The sequence below is a fragment of the Neobacillus sp. PS3-40 genome (assembly GCF_030915485.1).
Taxonomy (GTDB): Bacteria; Bacillota; Bacilli; order Bacillales; family Cytobacillaceae; genus JAUZPL01.
The window spans coordinates 2064132-2081626 of the sequence record NZ_CP133266.1; the positions used below are offsets into that span (position 1 = coordinate 2064132).

A 17495-nucleotide genomic window follows, 5' to 3' on the forward strand; every position below is an offset into this window, starting at 1 on the left:
CATCACCCTCCTAACCCAAGCATAATTGTATCTAGTGTGGCGCGAAGCGGTGTGCTGAGAATACTAGGGTATACACCGATTAACACAATTAAGATCATTAGAACAACAACAGGTACAAACTCGACACCTTTTAGATCGAGAATTCCGTTAAAATCACGATGCGATTTACCATACGTAATTCCAAGCACCGACCGAAGCAAGTATGCTGCTGTCATGATAATTCCAAGCGTTCCAACTGCAGCAATAACTGGCATTTCTTGAAATAGCCCTAAGAATGCCATAAATTCACTGACAAAGCCGGACATACCCGGCAAACCAAGAGATGCTAATCCACCTGCTAGTAAAAATCCAGCTGCACGTGGCATTCCATGTGCCATTCCGCCTAGACTTGGAATATCTGTTGTATCCGTACGCTCATAAAAGACTCCAACAATGAAGAACAGCAATGCGGATATTAAACCGTGAGACATAATTTGGAATATAGCACCTTGAATTCCAGCTTCATTCATAGCCGCAAGCCCAATCAACACAATTCCCATATGGGAAATAGATGAATAAGCAAGCACCAATTTGAAATCCGTTTGGATGAAAGCAAGGAAAGCACCATAAAGCAGGTTAATGACGCCCAGAATAGCTAGTAGAACAGCTACTTGTTTAAATTGTTCTGGGAAAAGTCCCATTCCAAAAGTAATTAAACCGTAAGCACCGATTTTTAATAGAATACCAGAGTGGATCATAACAGTTGGAATTGGCGCATTTACGTGAACACGCAGCATCCATGTATGCAATGGGAAAATCGGTAATTTAACACCAAATGCAATCAATAGTCCAAGGAACAAGCCCATCTTCAATTGACCTGACAATGGCGAGATCATATCAACATTTTTATCATTAATAAAGTGATGCAATTGATCGATATTTGTTGTTCCTGTTTTTGCAAACAGAATCATGATCACGATTAATAGAATTGCTGAACCTAAGCCGTTGTAGATTAAAAAGCTAAAGGCAGCCTTTTCTTTTTCAAAATAACCCCATTTTCCGACTAAGAAGAAGGTTGGAATGAGAGTAATTTCGAAAAAGATAAAGAACAAAATCATGTTTTGAGCTGTAAAGACGCCTAGCATTCCTGTTTCTAAAAGCAGGAATAGCATGAAGAAGCCTTTCCACTCTTTTTTAATATAAATGGAAGCAATCGCCGCCAATGTAGCAACTATTGAAGTTAGAACAATTAATAGCAATGAAAAGCCACTAAGTCCAAGTTCATAGTAGACTGAGAATAAATGATGAGTGTCTTTAAAACCTCCGAATTGGATCCATGGAACCGAAACGGAAAAATCATTGAGATCCTTGCCCGCCTGATAATGTAAATAGGTTGCAAGCGAAAGTACTAGGGCCGGTAATGTAAATAGAAAGCCAACTACTTTAATTGCTTTTCCCTTACCTTTTGGCATTAAAGCTAAAAACACAATTCCTAGTAAAGGGGAGAATACCAGGATCGAAAGAACAGAAGATAAGCCCATTTTATAAATACCCCCCTGTTAAAGCAAAGATAACCACTAATACCGCAAGCCCAACGAAAGCAACCGCTCCATACGTTTGAACCTGCCCGCTTTGTAATTTGGAACCAGATAGACCAAGTCCTTGAACAAATCCAACTACTACTCTTACAAGACCTTCGACGATATATACATCAATGAACTGTAAGAAGTAGCTAAATCCTTTTACAAAGGTAAGAATGGTTAATTGGTAAAATTCATCTACATAATATTTGTTTAAAAGAATAGTATGGAGTCTGTCTCCCTTTCCACTTAACCAATTGCGTGAAATAGAGCGTTTTCCATAAATAAGCCATGCAAAGTATATTCCTGCTAAGGAAACAACCGATGCTAAAATCATAATCCATACGGGAGCTTCACCATGTTGAACAAGTGCTTCGTTTCCTTCTGTTAGCCAATCACCAAGGAATGATCCAAACCATGTTGTATTGACGTAACCACCAACGACTGCGAGTATTCCAAGCAGAATCATTGGAAAAGTCATTGAAGCAGGTGACTCATGGACATGTTCTTTTTTGCTCCGCTGCTCACCAGTAAATACCATGAAGAACAAACGGAACATATAAAATGCGGTAAAGAATGCTGCAATCAAGGCAAGCAAGAAAAGAATTGGATGTCCACCTTCCCATGCAGCAGCCAAAATTTCATCTTTACTGAAAAATCCTGCAAATAGTGGAACACCACTGATCGACAATGCTCCGATTAAAAATAATGGCCCTGTAATGCGGAGCTTTTTCCAAAGCCCGCCCATTTCTTCTATTTCCTGTGTATGAACAGCATGAATGACACTTCCTGCTGCAAGGAACAGCAATGCTTTAAAGAAAGCATGTGTCATTAAGTGGAATACTCCACCTACATAGCTGCCAGAACCTAAAGCAAGCATCATGTAGCCAAGTTGGCTAACCGTTGAATAGGCTAGGACTCTCTTAATATCTGTTTGAACAAGGCCAATACTAGCTGCAAAAATAGCGGTGAAACCACCGATTACTGCAATTGTTAATAATGCTGTTTGGCTTGCCAAAAAGAGTGGGTATAGTGCTGCAACTAAGTAAACACCCGCTGCTACCATTGTTGCTGCGTGGATTAATGCCGAAACTGGTGTCGGACCTTCCATCGCATCTGGCAACCATGTGTGTAGCGGAAATTGACCTGATTTACCTACAGCTCCAATAAAGATTAGAATTGCTGTCAAAGTGATCATATTTTGTGCAACAGATCCATCTGCAACAGCTTTAAAAATTGCATCATATTCGAAGCTTTTAGTCTGCCAGAATAATAGAATCATTCCAATAAACAATCCAACATCCCCGATACGGGTCATGATGAATGCTTTTTTTGCAGCAGCCTTTGCTTCTTCTTTGTAAAAATAGAAACCGATTAATAGGAAGGAACCAACACCAACAAGTTCCCAGAAAATATAGGTCTGTAAGATGTTTGGTGAAATTACCAAGCCAAGCATCGAGAATGTAAACATTCCTAAGTAGGCATAGAATACCGGAAATCGCTCATCCCCGTGCATATACCCTTTTGAGTAAGTATGTACTAAGAAACTTACGAGCGATACAATAAACAGCATTAATGCATTTAATTGATTCACTTCAAAGCCCGCTGTTAAATGAATATCTCCTATGGTAAGCCAATCGACCTTCGCTACGTAGTTTGGAGCTGAAAAACGTTCAATCAACACCAAAATTGAGTAGACAAGCGAGGCCAACGTGAAGAGAATCCCCACATAGGCACTAGCTTCCTTAAGTCGCTTACCAAATAGAAGAAGGATCAAAAACGATAATAGCGGGAAAAGCGGTATAATCCATGCATTTTCCATCATTATCACTATCCCCTTTTTTACACGCGCTAATGCTTTTTTATTTCTTTTAACTGCGCGTCAGATTGGGCCCGCTTATTTGCGGGACAGATCATGGTGTGACCATTTATGATTGTTCACCCATTTTTAATGTTTCATTGTGTTCATTTCATCAATATTAACTGTTCGACGATTACGGTAAAGCGAGAATAAGATCGCTATGCCTACTGCTGCTTCTGCAGCTGCTACTGTTATAGCAAACAAGGCAAAAATTTGTCCGGTTATAGATGGAGCAATACCGTACTTGCTAAAGGTCACCAAGTTAATGTTGACCGCGTTTAGCATTAATTCAATTGAAATCAGAACGATAACAGCATTTCTTTTTGTCAAGGCACCGTATAAACCGATACAGAATAAAATTAACGCTAGTGCCAGGAAGGCTGAAGCGGGAATTGAACTCATTCCTCATCCGCCTCCTTCTCATCTTTTTTTGCAAGAACAATCGCACCAACAAGTGAGACTAAAAGTAAAACCGAAGTTACTTCAAAAGGAATAATGTGTTTTGAGTACAAGGCCTTACCAATTTGCAAGGTGTTATTTTCATACAGTTTGGTTGGCACTTGCGCGACATCAAAATTGTAAATTCCGATATAAACAGCAAATGCAAAGCCAACAACACCTAAAAATAACAAGATCTTTCTCACTCTACCACCAGTTGCTTCATTTTCAGCATGGTGATTTGTAAGCATGATCCCAAACAGCATGATAATGGTAATGGCACCAGAATAAATTAATATTTGAGCACCAGCCAAAAATTCTGCTGAAAGTAGTACATAAATACCAGCAATACTAATGAACGTAAATACAAGTGCTACTACCATGTGAATAACCTTTTTAAGGTTTAATAACAGCACTCCACCAATTATCGCAACTAAGGCGAGAATCATAAAGGCAAGGAATTCTCCAGAAAATGTCATGGTTTATTCACCTTCCGTACATTTTCGTCGTTTTCATCCAACCACTGAAGGTCTTTGAATAATGCATCGCGGCTGAATTCTGCAAGCTCAAAATTGTTCGTCATGACAATTGCTTCAGTCGGGCACACCTCTGTACACAAATCGCATAATATACATAATTCAAAGTTAATATCATACGTATCGATGATTTTACCCTTTTTAGTAGGGTCAGGGTGCTTTTTACCTATTAGGTTTATACATTGGGTAGGGCAAATGTTCATGCACTGATTGCACACGATACATTTTTCCGGATTAAACTTTTGGATTCCACGAAACCGGTCCGGAAGCGGAAGCGGCTTATTTGGATAATCATAAGTGACTTTTTGTTTTGTTAATTGCTTTAGGGTATATTTTAAGCCTTTTGTAAATCCAAGCACGTTTTTCACCCCTTTTTTAAAAGTAGGTTTCTTCTATTAAAAGAAGAGAGTTTTGATCAAAGCAGTTAAGAAAATATTGGCTAATGAAATTGGGAGAAGAACTTTCCAACCAAACTCCATTAATTGGTCAGCGCGCATCCGTGGGAACGTTGTGCGGCACCAAATGTAAACAAAAATAACGACAACAAATTTAAGTGGAAACCAGATTGAACCTGGGATGAAGCTTAGTGCGTGAAGTGGAGGCAACCATCCACCTAGGAAAACAACTGTAATTAGCGAAGACATCGCAAACAAGTAAACATACTCTGCAAGCATAAAGAACGCCCAGCGGAAACCAGAATACTCGATATGATATCCAGCAATAAGCTCCGATTCCGCTTCAGAAAGGTCAAACGGGGATCGGTTTAATTCAGCAAAGGATGAGATAAAGAATACGATAAAACCAATTGGTTGTAATAAGATAAACCATCCATGTTTTTGAGTTTCAACAATATCATTTAAATTTAAGCTACCAGATAATAAAATTACACCGATAACAGACATAACAAGTGGAATTTCATAAGAAATCATCTGAGCAGCTGCCCGCATTGCTCCTAAAAGAGCATACTTGTTATTTGAAGCCCAACCACCTGTCACAATCCCAACTATCGTTAAGCCGGATACTGCAACATAGTAGAGAACTCCAATCCCGATATCAGCAAATTGAAATTTGTCTGTGAATGGGATCGTAGCAAGTACCATAAAGGATGGTGCAAAAGCCATGACAGGAGCTATTATAAATAATGGCTTATCAATTGCCCTCGGCATAATATCCTCTTTAAGTAAGAGTTTCAAAACGTCGGCAATCGTTTGTAAAAGTCCCCATTTACCTCCGAGGAATTTCGGGCCATGACGTAACTGCATGTAACCCATAACTTTCCGCTCTGCTAAAATTCCGTAACAAACAAATGCTAATGTAATTAAAAGAAAGACTACAGCCTGTATAAAGAAGATAGAGAAATTGAATAGACTTGGACTTGATTGAAGTAAATCTTCCATCATTAGCCATCCACCTCCCCAAGGATAATATCAAATGATCCTAAAATAGTAACGAGGTTTGCCATATTTTCGCCTTTTAATAGTTTCGAGAGAATTTGAAGATTATAGAATGATGGTCTTCTGAATTTTAAGCGATATGGTTCTTTTTTACCGTCACTTGAGATATAGCAACCAACTTCTCCACGAGGTGATTCAATTTTTACAAATGTTTCACCTTTAGGTGCTTTAATAATCTTTGGCACTTTTGCAAGAATCTCACCTTTTTCAGGGAATTGCTCACATGCTTGCTCAATGATCTTCAGTGAGTTTTCAATATCTCCTAAGCGTACATGGTAGCGTGCCCAGGCATCGCCACCCTGTTGTACAGATGGTTCAAATTGAAAACGATCATAAATTGAATATGGCTCATCTTTACGAACATCATAATTAATACCAGTGCAACGAAGCATTGCTCCGGTTAACGAGTAATTAATAGCATCTTCTGCAGTATACTTACCAACGCCTTTTACACGGTTCATAAATATTTCATTCCCAGTAACAAGTTCGTGGTAGCCTACCATCTGTTCACGCAAGTATGGAACATATTCTTTTACCTTCTGAATCCAGCCATCTGGAGCATCCCACTTAACCCCACCAACACGCATATAGTTAAAGGTTAGGCGTGCACCAGATAATTCATTTAGTAAATCAAGAATCATTTCACGATCCCGGAATGCGAACAGGAACGGACTTACTGCCCCAATATCAAGCAAGAAAGTACCCCACCAAACAAGGTGACTTGCGGTACGACTCAATTCCATTGCGATTACTCGCAAATATTCCGCACGTTCTGGAATTTCAAGATCCATCATTGTTTCAACTGCATGGCAGAGGACGTAGTTGGTCGTCATCGCAGATACATAGTCCATCCTGTCTGTGTAAGGGATGATCTGGGTATATTGCAGGTTTTCAGCTAATTTTTCTGTCCCACGGTGTAAATAACCGATGACAGGCTTTGCTTCTGTAATAATTTCCCCATCAATTTTTACCACAAGTCGGAATACACCGTGCGTACTTGGATGCTGAGGACCCACGTTTAACAACATTTCTTCTGTACGTATCATTGGTTACACCTCCACATCATACGGCTTATAATCTTTTCTAAGTGGATAGCCAACCCAATCTTCTCCAAGCATAATCCTGTGCAAATCTGGATGCCCTGTAAACTTTATGCCAAGTAAATCATATGCTTCACATTCAGCCCAGTTTCCTCCATTCCAAATTGGCTCAATGGATTCGATTGTTGGTTCATCACGATCAAGCTTTACTTTCAAGACTACATATTGACGAGTCTTGTATGAGAATAAGTGAACATATACTTCCATATACGTTTCAAAATCAGTTCCATGAAGCTCTGTTAGAGAATTAAACCCTAACTGCTCATTATATTTTAAAAATTGAGCTATTTTAAAATAGGAATCTGGCTTTGCTATAAGGGTTGGGACATCTCTTGATAGGCTATTAATATAATAATCTTCTAATATACCTTTACCTAAGTTTTCCTCAATCACCTTTACGTACTTATCCAGGTATTTCTGATTAGGCGAAATCTTCACCGCTTCAGTTGGTTCGGCTGTAGCACCTTCTGTCGATGCTGCGGCTTTTGCTTTGGCTGCCGCTACTGCCTTTGCTTTCGCTGCGGCGATTGCTTGTGCCTTTTCATCAGCTGCTGGAGATGCTTCTCCACCACCTGCTGCTTTTGCTTTCGCTGCTGCGGCGGCTTTTGCTTTGGCTACAGCTATAGCCTTCGCTTTTGCCAAATCATCATCACCTAGTGGAGTTTCTGCTCCACCTTGTGGTGCTGGTGCTTCTGCTCCGCCTGCTGCTGCCTTCGCTTTTGCGGCGGCGGCTGCTTTTGCCTTCGCTACCGCTACGGCTTTTTTCTTGGCAAGGTCGGCATCGTCTCCAGATGCTGGCGTTTCTTCTTTTACCACTTCTGGGGCAGCAGCCTTTTCTTCTTGTTTAGATTCACCGCCCGCTAACATTGCTTGTTTTTTCGCAAGCGCAGCTGCTTTTGCCTTTGCAACGGCTTCTTTTTTTAACTGATCAAGATCTTTTTCCCCACTCATCGGTTAGATCACCTTCTTCCCTGTCTTCGCTTCATAGCGAATCTTATCCCTTAATTTATTGATTCCATAAATTAAAGCGGCCGGGTTTGGAGGGCATCCCGGAATGTATACATCCACAGGAACGATTTGGTCGACTCCCTTAACAACTGAATATGCATTCACATAAGGACCTCCGGCAGTTGCACACGAACCCATCGCAATTACCCATTTTGGTTCAGACATTTGATCATAAATACGGCGTAAAATTGGAGCCATTTTTTTTGTTACTGTTCCTGATACAATCATTACATCTGATTGCCTTGGAGAGTTACGGAAAAATGAACCAAACCGATCCAAGTCATAATGAGAGGAACCTACACCCATCATTTCAATCGCACAACATGCTAGACCAAATGTCACCGGATAGAGTGAATTACTACGTGCCCATCCCTTGACTTGCTCTAGCGTTGCTAAGAATACATTTCTTTGCAATTCTTGCATTTCCTGAGGCGAAATATCATTTAACTTTAAATCCATCTCAACACCTTCTTTTTCCAAGCGTAAACAAGACCAATGACAAGCATTACAACAAAAATCAACATTTCAATTAATGCAAAAATGCCAAGTTTATCGTAAGCAACCGCCCATGGATATAAAAACACTGTTTCTACATCAAAAATAACAAACATCAGGGCAAACATGTAATAGCGGACATTAAACTGCACGCGAGAATCGTGAAAAGGCTCAAGGCCACTCTCGTATGTAGTATACTTCTCTTCACTTGGCTTGTAAGGACGCAGAAGCTTCCCTAAAAACAATGCCACTACTGGCAGCAACACCCCAAGACATAGAAAGGCAACAACTATAAGATAGTTATTGTGGTATAAATTTAGATGCTCCATGTCTTATCCCCTCCAATGTTGTAAGATTTTCAAACTAGCAAAACGTGTAACCGAATACATTATAGCATCGTTGCATAGTTGTGTCGACAAACCGTCTGATAAATTCGCATATTCTAACATATTGTTAGAATCAGTATATATAGGTCAAAAGTCACTACTATAAGGACTGTTTTTCTATAATTACCCAGTAATAGCGCCAAAAAACCTACCATGATCTTTTCGGCCATTCGACATCATTCATTATTTAACTATAAAACAATATAGTTGTCAGTGAGGTTTGTCATTTAATGTTCATTATATATTCATAAATTAGGCCAGACCCTCCCCCCTTCGCGTAACCTCACTTGCGCGATTCTTCAGGAAGTACATTATCCTTACTTACTAACAACTAGTTTCTGCACAAAGAATGAAAATCATGGATATGATAGAAACGCGTTTCCATCCCCTATCCTATCCCATTCCTCCCCTTACATTATATGATTGATTAACTGATCCCATTTTCACCTAGCAACACTCCCCAATAGTTATTTTCTCTATATTATCTATATTCTTTAAAACCCAATTTTAATGTGCAGATTTCTATCAACCTGCTGATTTTATTACTATTTTACGTACCCATTTTAACATAATAAGGTTCGTAAAATGGGAAAATATATGTATTTTTGCACAAATTGTCATTTGTAATCCTTGCAAGGTATTTACAGTTTTCACCTATTAAATTGGGGTTATTATGTTCTTTTATTTAATAGATAAGTTAAGCACGTATTGTCTTTGCCTACTAGCCCTTAAGAGGTTTCCTCCACTCTGTTTATTTACTCATTTATTTTAAAAACTTACCTGTTATTCCTGACAATTCGCGGACAATTTGGAATTTCTCATTACGTATTCTTCTAGTTACTAATTATAAAAAGAGGATTTTAACAATATAAAGGGGGTTTCCACTATCTTACTGCCTATTTCTTTAGATCTTTCCCTGTTACTCGCGAACTTCAGGAGTTACCCGCGGAAAGGCACGTTTTAACCGCGGACTTCATTGAACCCACAACATTTATCAACTAAAACGACAGTCAGAGGACTGGCGAGGTAACTTTTCTTTTGGATTTCTACAATATAAAGAGGATTCTCACTATCTTACTGCTTATTTCATAAGATCTTTCCCTGTTACCCGCGGACTTCGGAAGTTTACCCGCGGAAATTGACTATTTACCCACGTGTTTTTGATGTTTACCCGCGGGAAAACACGTTTTACCCGCGCGAACCAAGCACCAACGGTTTTTTCCACATTAAAAAACCTCCCAGAAATCATCTGGGAGGTTTTCATTTCATATATATTCTTACATTCTTCGTTCCGAAACGGCAAGGCGATTGATGGCACGTTGTAGCGCAAGTTGAGCACGTTTGAAGTCAGTATCTTCTTGGCTCTTCTCATGCAAACGCTGATCTGCACGCTCTTTCGCTCTTAGTGCACGTTCAACATCAATATCGGTAGCTACTTCTGCTGCTTGAGCTAAAATTGTTACCTGATCAGGGCGAACTTCTAGTAATCCACCACTGACAGCAATTAGCTCTGTTTTACCATCTTTCTTGAGGCGAACGGCACCAATTTCCAATGGTGCAACTAATGGAATGTGTCCAGGTAAAATACCTAGCTCACCGCTTAGAGCTTTTGTGCTGACCATTTCCACATCTGATTCAAACACCGGGCCATTGGGAGTAACAACATTGACTTTAATCGTCTTCATTTTTTACCCTCCTGGCTCGTTTTAGATCTCTACGCCCATACGTTTTGCACTCTCTATTACGTCTTCAATTTTACCAACGAGACGGAATGCATCTTCTGGAAGGTGGTCGTATTTGCCTTCAAGAATCTCTTTGAAGCCTTTAACGGTTTCTTTAACTGGTACATATGAACCCGGCTGTCCAGTAAACTGTTCAGCAACGTGGAAGTTTTGTGATAAGAAGAATTGGATACGACGCGCACGGCCTACGACTAACTTATCATCATCAGATAATTCGTCCATACCGAGGATTGCGATGATATCCTGTAATTCTCTATAACGTTGTAATGTTTGTTGTACTTGGCGGGCAACTGAATAGTGCTCTTCCCCAACGATTTCAGGTGACAATGCACGAGAAGTCGAAGCAAGTGGATCCACAGCTGGGTAAATACCCATTTCAGAAAGCTTACGCTCAAGGTTAGTAGTTGCATCTAAGTGAGCAAATGTTGTTGCCGGAGCCGGGTCCGTATAGTCATCGGCTGGTACGTAAATTGCTTGGATAGATGTAACAGAACCTTTATTAGTAGAAGTAATACGTTCTTGTAATTTACCCATTTCAGTAGCAAGGGTTGGTTGGTAACCTACGGCAGAAGGCATACGGCCTAGTAGTGCTGAAACCTCAGAACCTGCTTGTGTGAAACGGAAGATGTTATCCATGAAGAAAAGAACGTCTTGTCCCTGTTCATCACGGAAAAATTCTGCCATTGTCAAACCAGTTAAAGCAACACGCATACGTGCTCCAGGTGGCTCGTTCATTTGGCCGAATACCATCGCTGTTTGCTTGATAACACCAGAATCAGTCATTTCGTGGTAAAGGTCGTTACCTTCACGGGTACGTTCACCAACACCGGCGAATACAGAGATACCGCTATGTTCTTGAGCAATATTATTGATTAATTCCTGAATTAAAACTGTTTTACCTACACCGGCACCACCAAATAGGCCGATTTTTCCACCTTTGATGTATGGTGCAAGAAGGTCTACAACTTTAATTCCTGTTTCAAGAATTTCTACTTCTGTTGAAAGCTGTTCAAATGTTGGAGCTTCACGGTGAATGGAATCACGGCGAATTCCTTCAGGCATTGTGCCATCAAGATCAATGACATCTCCCAATACATTGAAAACACGACCAAGTGTAACATCTCCAACTGGTACGGAGATGGGAGCACCTGTATCAGTAACTTCTAATCCACGAGTTAAACCATCTGTAGAAGCCATCGCAATCGTCCGAACTGTATCATCACCTAAATGAAGGGCTACTTCAAAAGTTAAGTTGATATCAACTTCTGACTCATTACGCGCTTTAGAATTTATTTTTAATGCGTTATAGATCTCTGGAAGATGACCGCTTTCAAACTTTACGTCAACAACCGGACCCATAACCTGAACAACGCGTCCTTTGTTCATCATGTTCCCTCCTTGCGTACTTATTACAATCAAAATGGGTTCGACGAATTCAATAATCCCCTTACCCTTTTTTAGCTAATCAGAATTTATTTCCATAAATTCTGCTAGCGCATAAGGGCAACTACGACTCTGTCATCGCCCTTAGGGGCTCGCCAATCGGCGAGTTTTCTTTTAAAAATTTTATAGGAGGACGCTAAATGCGCCCCTCACTTTATTCTAATGCTGCTGCTCCGCCAACGATTTCAGTAATTTCTTGCGTAATCGCTGCTTGACGAGCACGGTTGTAAATAAGGCTGTAAGAGTTTATTAACTCAGTCGCATTATCTGTTGCATTTTTCATGGCTGTCATACGAGCCGCACATTCACTTGCTTTACTATCTAAAAGTGCTCCATAAATTAAGCTTTCCGCATATTGCGGCAAAAGAACTTCTAATATTTCTTCTGCTGACGGTTCAAACTCATAAGACATCAATTTTGTAGAAGTACCGATATCTGTTAATGGTAGCAACTGCTGTCCTGTTACATCTTGTTGAATCGCACTGACGTAGTGTGTGTAGTATAAATGTAGTTCATCGAATGTTCCATCTGCAAACATACCAACTGTACTGCTCGCAATATCTTTAATATCAGCGAATACAGGTAGATCCGAAATGCCAACAATGTCCTGTACTACGTTCATGCCACGCTTGACGAAAAAGTCACGCCCGATTCTACCAATTGCAATGATGGCAAACTCGTCATTTGATTTATGTTTAGATTGGATCGTTTGAAAAACTCGACGCAAAACATTACTGTTATATGCACCTGCTAATCCACGGTCCGAGGTTATCACTAAATAACCAGTTTTTTTGACTGGACGGGCTTGTAACATTGGATGCGCAATCCCTTTGCTACCATGGGCAATCGAGGCTGTTACCTCTCTGATTTTTTCCATGTAAGGAACGAATGCCTTTGCACTCATAACTCCACGGCTCCATTTTGCAGAATAGACCATTTGCATTGCCTTTGTTATCTGGCTCGTCTTTTTAGTCGAATTTATTTTAGATTTAATATCGCGTAATGATGCCACAGGTTCTCACCACCCTTTTCAAAGAATATCCACTGATTGTCATATCCTTAAATTACTCGGAAACTGCGAACGTCTTTTTAAAGGCGTTGATTGCAGCAGCCATATCGTCGTCAGAAGGAAGCTCCTTTGTTGTACGAATATGGTCTAACAATTCTTTGCGGTTGTGGTCAAGCCACGTATGGTATTCGGATTCAAAACGATTGATATCAGTAACTGGAATATCATCAAGGAAACCGCGTGTTAATGCATAAAGAATTGCTACTTGCTTTTCTACTGCAAGTGGCTTATGAAGATCTTGTTTAAGAACTTCAACTGTACGCGCACCACGGCCTAGTTTTGCTTGTGTTGCTTTATCAAGGTCTGATCCAAACTGAGAAAACGCCTCTAATTCACGGTATGATGCAAGGTCTAAACGAAGTGTACCAGAAACCTTTTTCATCGCTTTAATTTGAGCGGATCCTCCTACACGGGATACGGAAAGACCAGCGTTGATCGCCGGACGAACACCGGAAAAGAATAGGTCAGATTGCAAGAAAATTTGTCCATCTGTAATGGAAATAACGTTAGTTGGAATATAAGCAGATACGTCTCCTGCTTGTGTTTCAATAAATGGTAATGCTGTAATTGAGCCAGCGCCTTTTGCATCACTTAATTTCGCTGCGCGCTCGAGCAAACGGGAGTGCAAGTAGAATACATCCCCTGGATATGCTTCACGACCTGGAGGACGGCGAAGCAATAGGGAAAGTTCCCGATATGCTGCTGCTTGTTTTGAAAGATCATCATAAACAACTAATACGTGTTTACCGTTGTACATGAACTCTTCTGCCATTGATACTCCAGCATATGGAGCTAAGAATAACAGTGGAGCTGGCTGCGATGCAGCTGCTGTTACAACAATTGTATAATCAAGTGCACCGTATTTACGAAGTGTTTCAACCGCACCACGAACTGTTGATTCTTTTTGGCCGATTGCCACATAAATACAGATCATGTTTTGACCCTTTTGGTTCAAAATAGTATCAATCGCAACAGATGTTTTACCTGTTTGGCGGTCACCAATGATTAACTCACGTTGTCCGCGTCCGATTGGTACAAGGGCGTCAATCGCTTTAATACCTGTTTGAAGTGGCTCGTGAACGGATTTACGATCCATTACACCAGGAGCTGTAGCTTCAATAGGACGAGTTTTTGTTGTGTTGATTGGTCCTAAACCATCGACTGGTTGGCCAAGTGGATTTACGACACGACCGATCAATTCTTCGCCTACAGGAACCTCCATGATACGGCCTGTACGACGAACTTCATCACCTTCACGAATTTCTGTATAAGGTCCTAGGATTATAATACCGACGTTGTTTTCTTCAAGGTTTTGCGCCATACCCATAACGCCATTTGAAAATTCAACAAGCTCTCCAGCCATGACATTGTCGAGGCCATGAGCACGAGCGATACCGTCACCAATCTGGATAACCGTACCTACATCACTCACTTGAATTTCCGCCTGATAGTTTTCAATTTGCTTTTTTATCAGCGCACTAATTTCTTCAGCTTTGATGCTCACGAGTTACACCCCTATCTACGAATCTTCTTAGCTTAACAATTTACGTTCAAGACGGTCTAGCTTACCGCGTAGTGATCCGTCATATATTCGATTTCCAATTCTTAGCTTAATACCACCAAGTAGATTGGAATCAACAATATTTTCAATTCGAAGCGATTTTTTCCCTACTTTTTCTGCAAATGTAGAAGACAATCCTTCTTTTTCGGAATCAGTTAAAGGACGTATGCTATAAACCTTAGCCTCAGCTATCCCTCTTTCATCATTCGCAAGTTCAAAAAATCCATCCGCCACTTCAACAATTTGATCTTCGCGATGGCGGTCGATCAATAACATCAGTGTATTTAATACAAATGGATTTACAGTTGAAAAAGCTTCTTTTAAAAGCACTTTTTTGTTTTTGTTTGTAAATTTTGGAGACTTTAGTACTGCTGTTAAATCTGCATTATAAAACAGCACTTCTTTTATGACGCGAAGCTCCTCTTCCACTTTGTCAAGAAGCTGAATATCCTTCACGATTCGGAAAAGTGCTAATGAGTACCGTTTCGCTACCGTCGAGACCGTCATTGCTTTTCTCCTGCCTCATGTATATATTCGTTGATAAGCTTGTCTTGATCTTCGGCACTTAATTCTTTTTCAATAACTTTAGAAGCAATTAAGACAGACAAGGATGCAACTTGCTCACGAATGGCAGCAACTGCTTTCTCTTTCTGCTGATCAATTTCAAGCTTGGCAGCTTCTTTAATCCGTTCAGCTTCAGAACGAGCTAACACAATAATTTCATCGCGTTGTATGTCACCTTGTTTTCTTGCGTTTTCAATTAAGCCCTGTGCATCTTTTCGAGCTTCTTTTAAAAGGTTTCTTTGTTCTTCTAGTATTTTTTTAGCTTCAAGACGGCTATTTTCTGCCGCATTGATTTCATTTGCAATATGCTCTTCACGAGTTGTCATAATGCCCATTAAAGGACCCCACGCGAATTTTTTAAGCAATGCTAACAAAACGATAAAAACAAGTAATTGGAAGATGATGTCTCCACCATTAAACTGGACGCCTTCAACGGCACCCAATACAAGATTGCTTGCTAACACCACGAGTTCACTCCCTTCAAGAGACGTTCACTTTGAAAAAACACGATCTGATTTCCACATAAATCAATGGCGAAGGTTTACACATTCCTCTTCGCCATCCTAGATTTTTCGCTTCATTTTAACGGCCTAATACCATGAACGCAATAACTACGCCGATAATTGGCAAGGCTTCAACTAACGCAACACCGATAAACATTGTTGTTTGTAATAAACCGCGAGCTTCTGGCTGACGGGCAATTCCTTCCACCGTACGACCAACAATAAGACCGTTACCAATACCTGCGCCTACTGCTGCTAGACCAATTGCAATTGCTGCTGCTATAAGATTCATTTTAAAGTTCCTCCTTAAAATTGTATAAATAAATTATTATATCCTACTGCTCATTGAGAATAGATTATATTAATGGTCATGACTCACTTTATGTGCCATGTAAACCATTGTTAGCATGGTGAAGATATAAGCCTGGATTGTGCCTACAAAAATTGAGAACCCTTGCCATACTAAGGTTAATGGTACTGCTGCAATAGTACCGATCACCCCGTTGTGTGCCAAACCTCCTGCTAATAGTGCAAGTAGTAATTCACCGGCATAGATGTTACCATATAGCCGCAGACCGAGCGTCAATGTATTAGCAAATTCTTCAATAATTTTTAACGGAAATAGGAATGCCATTGGACTGAAAAAACCTTTTGCATATCCTTTTGCTCCCTTTAGCTTTAAACCATAGAAATGGGAAAGCACCACAACCATTACTGATAATGTCAACGTAATAATAGGATCTGCCGTTGGTGATTTCCACCATAATTTTTCATTAATAACGACTGAAAATGGAAGTCCTATCATATTGGAAACAAAGATATAAAATATCAATGTAATCCCCAGAATATGAAATCTTCCACCTTCCTTCCAATCCATTGTACTATTGATAATGCCCTTAACAAAGTCCATTACCCATTCGAAGAAATTTTGAATTCCGGTTGGCTTCATTTCAAGCTTTCGGGTGGCAAGGATTGCAATGATAAAAACAATGACACTCGCAATCGTAATCATCAAGATGTTTGCTAAATTGAAATAAAGGCCCATGAATTTTACCACAGGAGCTTCATGATGCATATAAACTCACCTCGCTTCCCATTTTTATTTATTTTTATAAAAAAAGTGAAAAAGATAATCTATCATAATGACTAGATAAGAAGTCATTAATCCCAATGCAACACAAACAATACTGAAATACTCTGGGTATTTTAATGCTATGATTGCTGCAATTGCAGCGGTAGCCATCCTTGATAAGGACCCCAGTGAGCGAACCTTTTTGCCTTTTGAAATAGCCTTGTCAAAACTCTTCATCTTCCTTATCAAAAACCAGAGATTAAGGAAACTAAAGCAAGTTCCAAGACTCAACCCTAAAAAGATAGTTTGATAAGAAGTAAAGCCCCAGCCAAGAACATAAATAGACAATAAATAAAGCGTCCATTTCCGCTGCCTATTGTACATTTCTATAAATTCTGGCATAGTATTTTTAATCTCCTGAATAAAAGTGGCGGATCGAAAGAAGCATGGAATAAATTCCTGCCGCTAATCCAATAAACAATCCGATTATTAAGAAAATTGGCTCCGAATCCCAGCGACGATCCAACCATCTACCTGAAAAAATACCTATGATAATGGATCCTACTAACTGTGAGAGGATGGCGGACATTAGGGCCATTGCTTGAAATGGATTGCGGTTGTTTTGACGCATTTTTTTAACATCCCCACATAAGAGTATGAGAGTACGTAAGAGGTTTTTACCTATATTCTTTATTAGTAAGTGT

20 protein-coding genes are annotated in these 17495 nt (G+C 39.9%); all 20 read right to left on the reverse strand.

Features of this window, described 5'->3' with window-relative positions; all coding sequences use genetic code 11:
• Nucleotides 1–2: 2 nt before the first annotated feature.
• Nucleotides 3–1520 carry a complex I subunit 4 family protein gene (locus tag RCG20_RS10155; RefSeq protein WP_308184120.1) on the reverse strand — a complete coding sequence of 506 codons (1518 nt, stop codon included), beginning with the start codon at nucleotides 1518–1520 and terminating at the stop codon, nucleotides 3–5.
• 1 nt (nucleotide 1521) lies between these two features.
• Nucleotides 1522–3384 (reverse strand): NADH-quinone oxidoreductase subunit L, encoded by a 1863-nt coding sequence (nuoL, locus tag RCG20_RS10160; protein WP_308184121.1) that lies wholly within the window; start codon nucleotides 3382–3384, stop codon nucleotides 1522–1524.
• Between the two features lie 123 nt (nucleotides 3385–3507).
• Nucleotides 3508–3822: an NADH-quinone oxidoreductase subunit NuoK gene (gene nuoK / locus RCG20_RS10165; RefSeq protein WP_308184122.1), complete on the reverse strand. Its 315-nt coding sequence runs from the start codon at nucleotides 3820–3822 to the stop codon at nucleotides 3508–3510.
• Nucleotides 3819–4337 carry an NADH-quinone oxidoreductase subunit J gene (locus RCG20_RS10170; RefSeq protein WP_308184123.1) on the reverse strand — a complete coding sequence of 173 codons (519 nt, stop codon included), beginning with the start codon at nucleotides 4335–4337 and terminating at the stop codon, nucleotides 3819–3821. Before RCG20_RS10170 ends, nuoK begins: the two co-directional genes overlap by 4 nt.
• Nucleotides 4334–4753, reverse strand: a complete 420-nt coding sequence (gene nuoI, locus RCG20_RS10175) for an NADH-quinone oxidoreductase subunit NuoI (protein ID WP_308184124.1) — start codon at nucleotides 4751–4753, stop codon at nucleotides 4334–4336. Before nuoI ends, RCG20_RS10170 begins: the two co-directional genes overlap by 4 nt.
• Nucleotides 4754–4789: 36 nt before the next feature.
• The gene (gene nuoH / locus RCG20_RS10180; RefSeq protein ID WP_308184125.1) at nucleotides 4790–5794 is read right to left on the reverse strand and encodes an NADH-quinone oxidoreductase subunit NuoH; all 1005 of its coding nucleotides are present in this window, start codon (nucleotides 5792–5794) and stop codon (nucleotides 4790–4792) included.
• Complete coding sequence (locus RCG20_RS10185) at nucleotides 5794–6894, reverse strand: NADH-quinone oxidoreductase subunit D (protein ID WP_308184126.1); 1101 nt, start codon at nucleotides 6892–6894, stop codon at nucleotides 5794–5796. The genes nuoH and RCG20_RS10185 overlap by 1 nt, the downstream gene beginning before the upstream one ends.
• A 3-nt stretch (nucleotides 6895–6897) precedes the next feature.
• The gene (locus tag RCG20_RS10190) at nucleotides 6898–7899 is read right to left on the reverse strand and encodes an NADH-quinone oxidoreductase subunit C (protein WP_308184127.1); all 1002 of its coding nucleotides are present in this window, start codon (nucleotides 7897–7899) and stop codon (nucleotides 6898–6900) included.
• Nucleotides 7900–7902: 3 nt separating this feature from the next.
• Nucleotides 7903–8415, reverse strand: a complete 513-nt coding sequence (locus RCG20_RS10195) for a NuoB/complex I 20 kDa subunit family protein (protein ID WP_308184128.1) — start codon at nucleotides 8413–8415, stop codon at nucleotides 7903–7905.
• The gene (locus RCG20_RS10200; protein WP_308184129.1) at nucleotides 8406–8780 is read right to left on the reverse strand and encodes an NADH-quinone oxidoreductase subunit A; all 375 of its coding nucleotides are present in this window, start codon (nucleotides 8778–8780) and stop codon (nucleotides 8406–8408) included. The genes RCG20_RS10195 and RCG20_RS10200 overlap by 10 nt, the downstream gene beginning before the upstream one ends.
• Nucleotides 8781–10114: 1334 nt before the next feature.
• Nucleotides 10115–10522, reverse strand: a complete 408-nt coding sequence (locus RCG20_RS10205) for a F0F1 ATP synthase subunit epsilon (RefSeq protein WP_308184130.1) — start codon at nucleotides 10520–10522, stop codon at nucleotides 10115–10117.
• 21 nt (nucleotides 10523–10543) lie between these two features.
• The gene (atpD, locus tag RCG20_RS10210) at nucleotides 10544–11965 is read right to left on the reverse strand and encodes a F0F1 ATP synthase subunit beta (RefSeq protein WP_308184131.1); all 1422 of its coding nucleotides are present in this window, start codon (nucleotides 11963–11965) and stop codon (nucleotides 10544–10546) included.
• 211 nt (nucleotides 11966–12176) lie between these two features.
• Entirely contained in the window at nucleotides 12177–13034 is an 858-nt protein-coding gene (gene atpG, locus RCG20_RS10215) for an ATP synthase F1 subunit gamma (protein WP_308184132.1), read from the reverse strand.
• Between the two features lie 52 nt (nucleotides 13035–13086).
• Complete coding sequence (gene atpA / locus RCG20_RS10220) at nucleotides 13087–14595, reverse strand: F0F1 ATP synthase subunit alpha (RefSeq protein ID WP_308184133.1); 1509 nt, start codon at nucleotides 14593–14595, stop codon at nucleotides 13087–13089.
• A gap of 27 nt (nucleotides 14596–14622) precedes the next feature.
• Nucleotides 14623–15159, reverse strand: a complete 537-nt coding sequence (locus RCG20_RS10225; RefSeq protein WP_308184134.1) for a F0F1 ATP synthase subunit delta — start codon at nucleotides 15157–15159, stop codon at nucleotides 14623–14625.
• A complete protein-coding gene (locus RCG20_RS10230) occupies nucleotides 15156–15680 on the reverse strand; it encodes a F0F1 ATP synthase subunit B (RefSeq protein WP_308184317.1) in 525 nt (174 codons plus the stop codon). The genes RCG20_RS10225 and RCG20_RS10230 overlap by 4 nt, the downstream gene beginning before the upstream one ends.
• A 118-nt stretch (nucleotides 15681–15798) precedes the next feature.
• Nucleotides 15799–16011, reverse strand: a complete 213-nt coding sequence (gene atpE, locus RCG20_RS10235) for a F0F1 ATP synthase subunit C (RefSeq protein WP_026572680.1) — start codon at nucleotides 16009–16011, stop codon at nucleotides 15799–15801.
• 69 nt (nucleotides 16012–16080) lie between these two features.
• Nucleotides 16081–16794, reverse strand: a complete 714-nt coding sequence (gene atpB / locus RCG20_RS10240; RefSeq protein WP_308184135.1) for a F0F1 ATP synthase subunit A — start codon at nucleotides 16792–16794, stop codon at nucleotides 16081–16083.
• A 24-nt stretch (nucleotides 16795–16818) separates the two neighbouring features.
• Entirely contained in the window at nucleotides 16819–17193 is a 375-nt protein-coding gene (locus RCG20_RS10245) for an ATP synthase subunit I (RefSeq protein WP_308184136.1), read from the reverse strand.
• Nucleotides 17194–17200: 7 nt separating this feature from the next.
• Nucleotides 17201–17422 (reverse strand): AtpZ/AtpI family protein, encoded by a 222-nt coding sequence (locus RCG20_RS10250; RefSeq protein ID WP_308184137.1) that lies wholly within the window; start codon nucleotides 17420–17422, stop codon nucleotides 17201–17203.
• Between the last annotated feature and the right edge of the window lie 73 nt (nucleotides 17423–17495).

Bases quoted from the DNA above. Each gene is read 5' to 3' on its own strand.
- RCG20_RS10155 (WP_308184120.1), bottom strand. From the start codon at position 1,520: ATGGGCTTATCTTCTGTTCTTTCGATCCTGGTATTCTCCCCTTTACTA.
- nuoL (WP_308184121.1), bottom strand. From the start codon at position 3,384: ATGATGGAAAATGCATGGATTATACCGCTTTTCCCGCTATTATCGTTT.
- nuoK (WP_308184122.1), bottom strand. From the start codon at position 3,822: ATGAGTTCAATTCCCGCTTCAGCCTTCCTGGCACTAGCGTTAATTTTA.
- RCG20_RS10170 (WP_308184123.1), bottom strand. From the start codon at position 4,337: ATGACATTTTCTGGAGAATTCCTTGCCTTTATGATTCTCGCCTTAGTT.
- nuoH (WP_308184125.1), bottom strand. From the start codon at position 5,794: ATGATGGAAGATTTACTTCAATCAAGTCCAAGTCTATTCAATTTCTCT.
- RCG20_RS10185 (WP_308184126.1), bottom strand. From the start codon at position 6,894: ATGATACGTACAGAAGAAATGTTGTTAAACGTGGGTCCTCAGCATCCA.
- RCG20_RS10190 (WP_308184127.1), bottom strand. From the start codon at position 7,899: ATGAGTGGGGAAAAAGATCTTGATCAGTTAAAAAAAGAAGCCGTTGCA.
- RCG20_RS10195 (WP_308184128.1), bottom strand. From the start codon at position 8,415: ATGGATTTAAAGTTAAATGATATTTCGCCTCAGGAAATGCAAGAATTG.
- RCG20_RS10200 (WP_308184129.1), bottom strand. From the start codon at position 8,780: ATGGAGCATCTAAATTTATACCACAATAACTATCTTATAGTTGTTGCC.
- RCG20_RS10205 (WP_308184130.1), bottom strand. From the start codon at position 10,522: ATGAAGACGATTAAAGTCAATGTTGTTACTCCCAATGGCCCGGTGTTT.
- atpD (WP_308184131.1), bottom strand. From the start codon at position 11,965: ATGAACAAAGGACGCGTTGTTCAGGTTATGGGTCCGGTTGTTGACGTA.
- RCG20_RS10225 (WP_308184134.1), bottom strand. From the start codon at position 15,159: ATGACGGTCTCGACGGTAGCGAAACGGTACTCATTAGCACTTTTCCGA.
- atpE (WP_026572680.1), bottom strand. From the start codon at position 16,011: ATGAATCTTATAGCAGCAGCAATTGCAATTGGTCTAGCAGCAGTAGGC.
- atpB (WP_308184135.1), bottom strand. From the start codon at position 16,794: ATGCATCATGAAGCTCCTGTGGTAAAATTCATGGGCCTTTATTTCAAT.
- RCG20_RS10245 (WP_308184136.1), bottom strand. From the start codon at position 17,193: ATGCCAGAATTTATAGAAATGTACAATAGGCAGCGGAAATGGACGCTT.
- RCG20_RS10250 (WP_308184137.1), bottom strand. From the start codon at position 17,422: ATGCGTCAAAACAACCGCAATCCATTTCAAGCAATGGCCCTAATGTCC.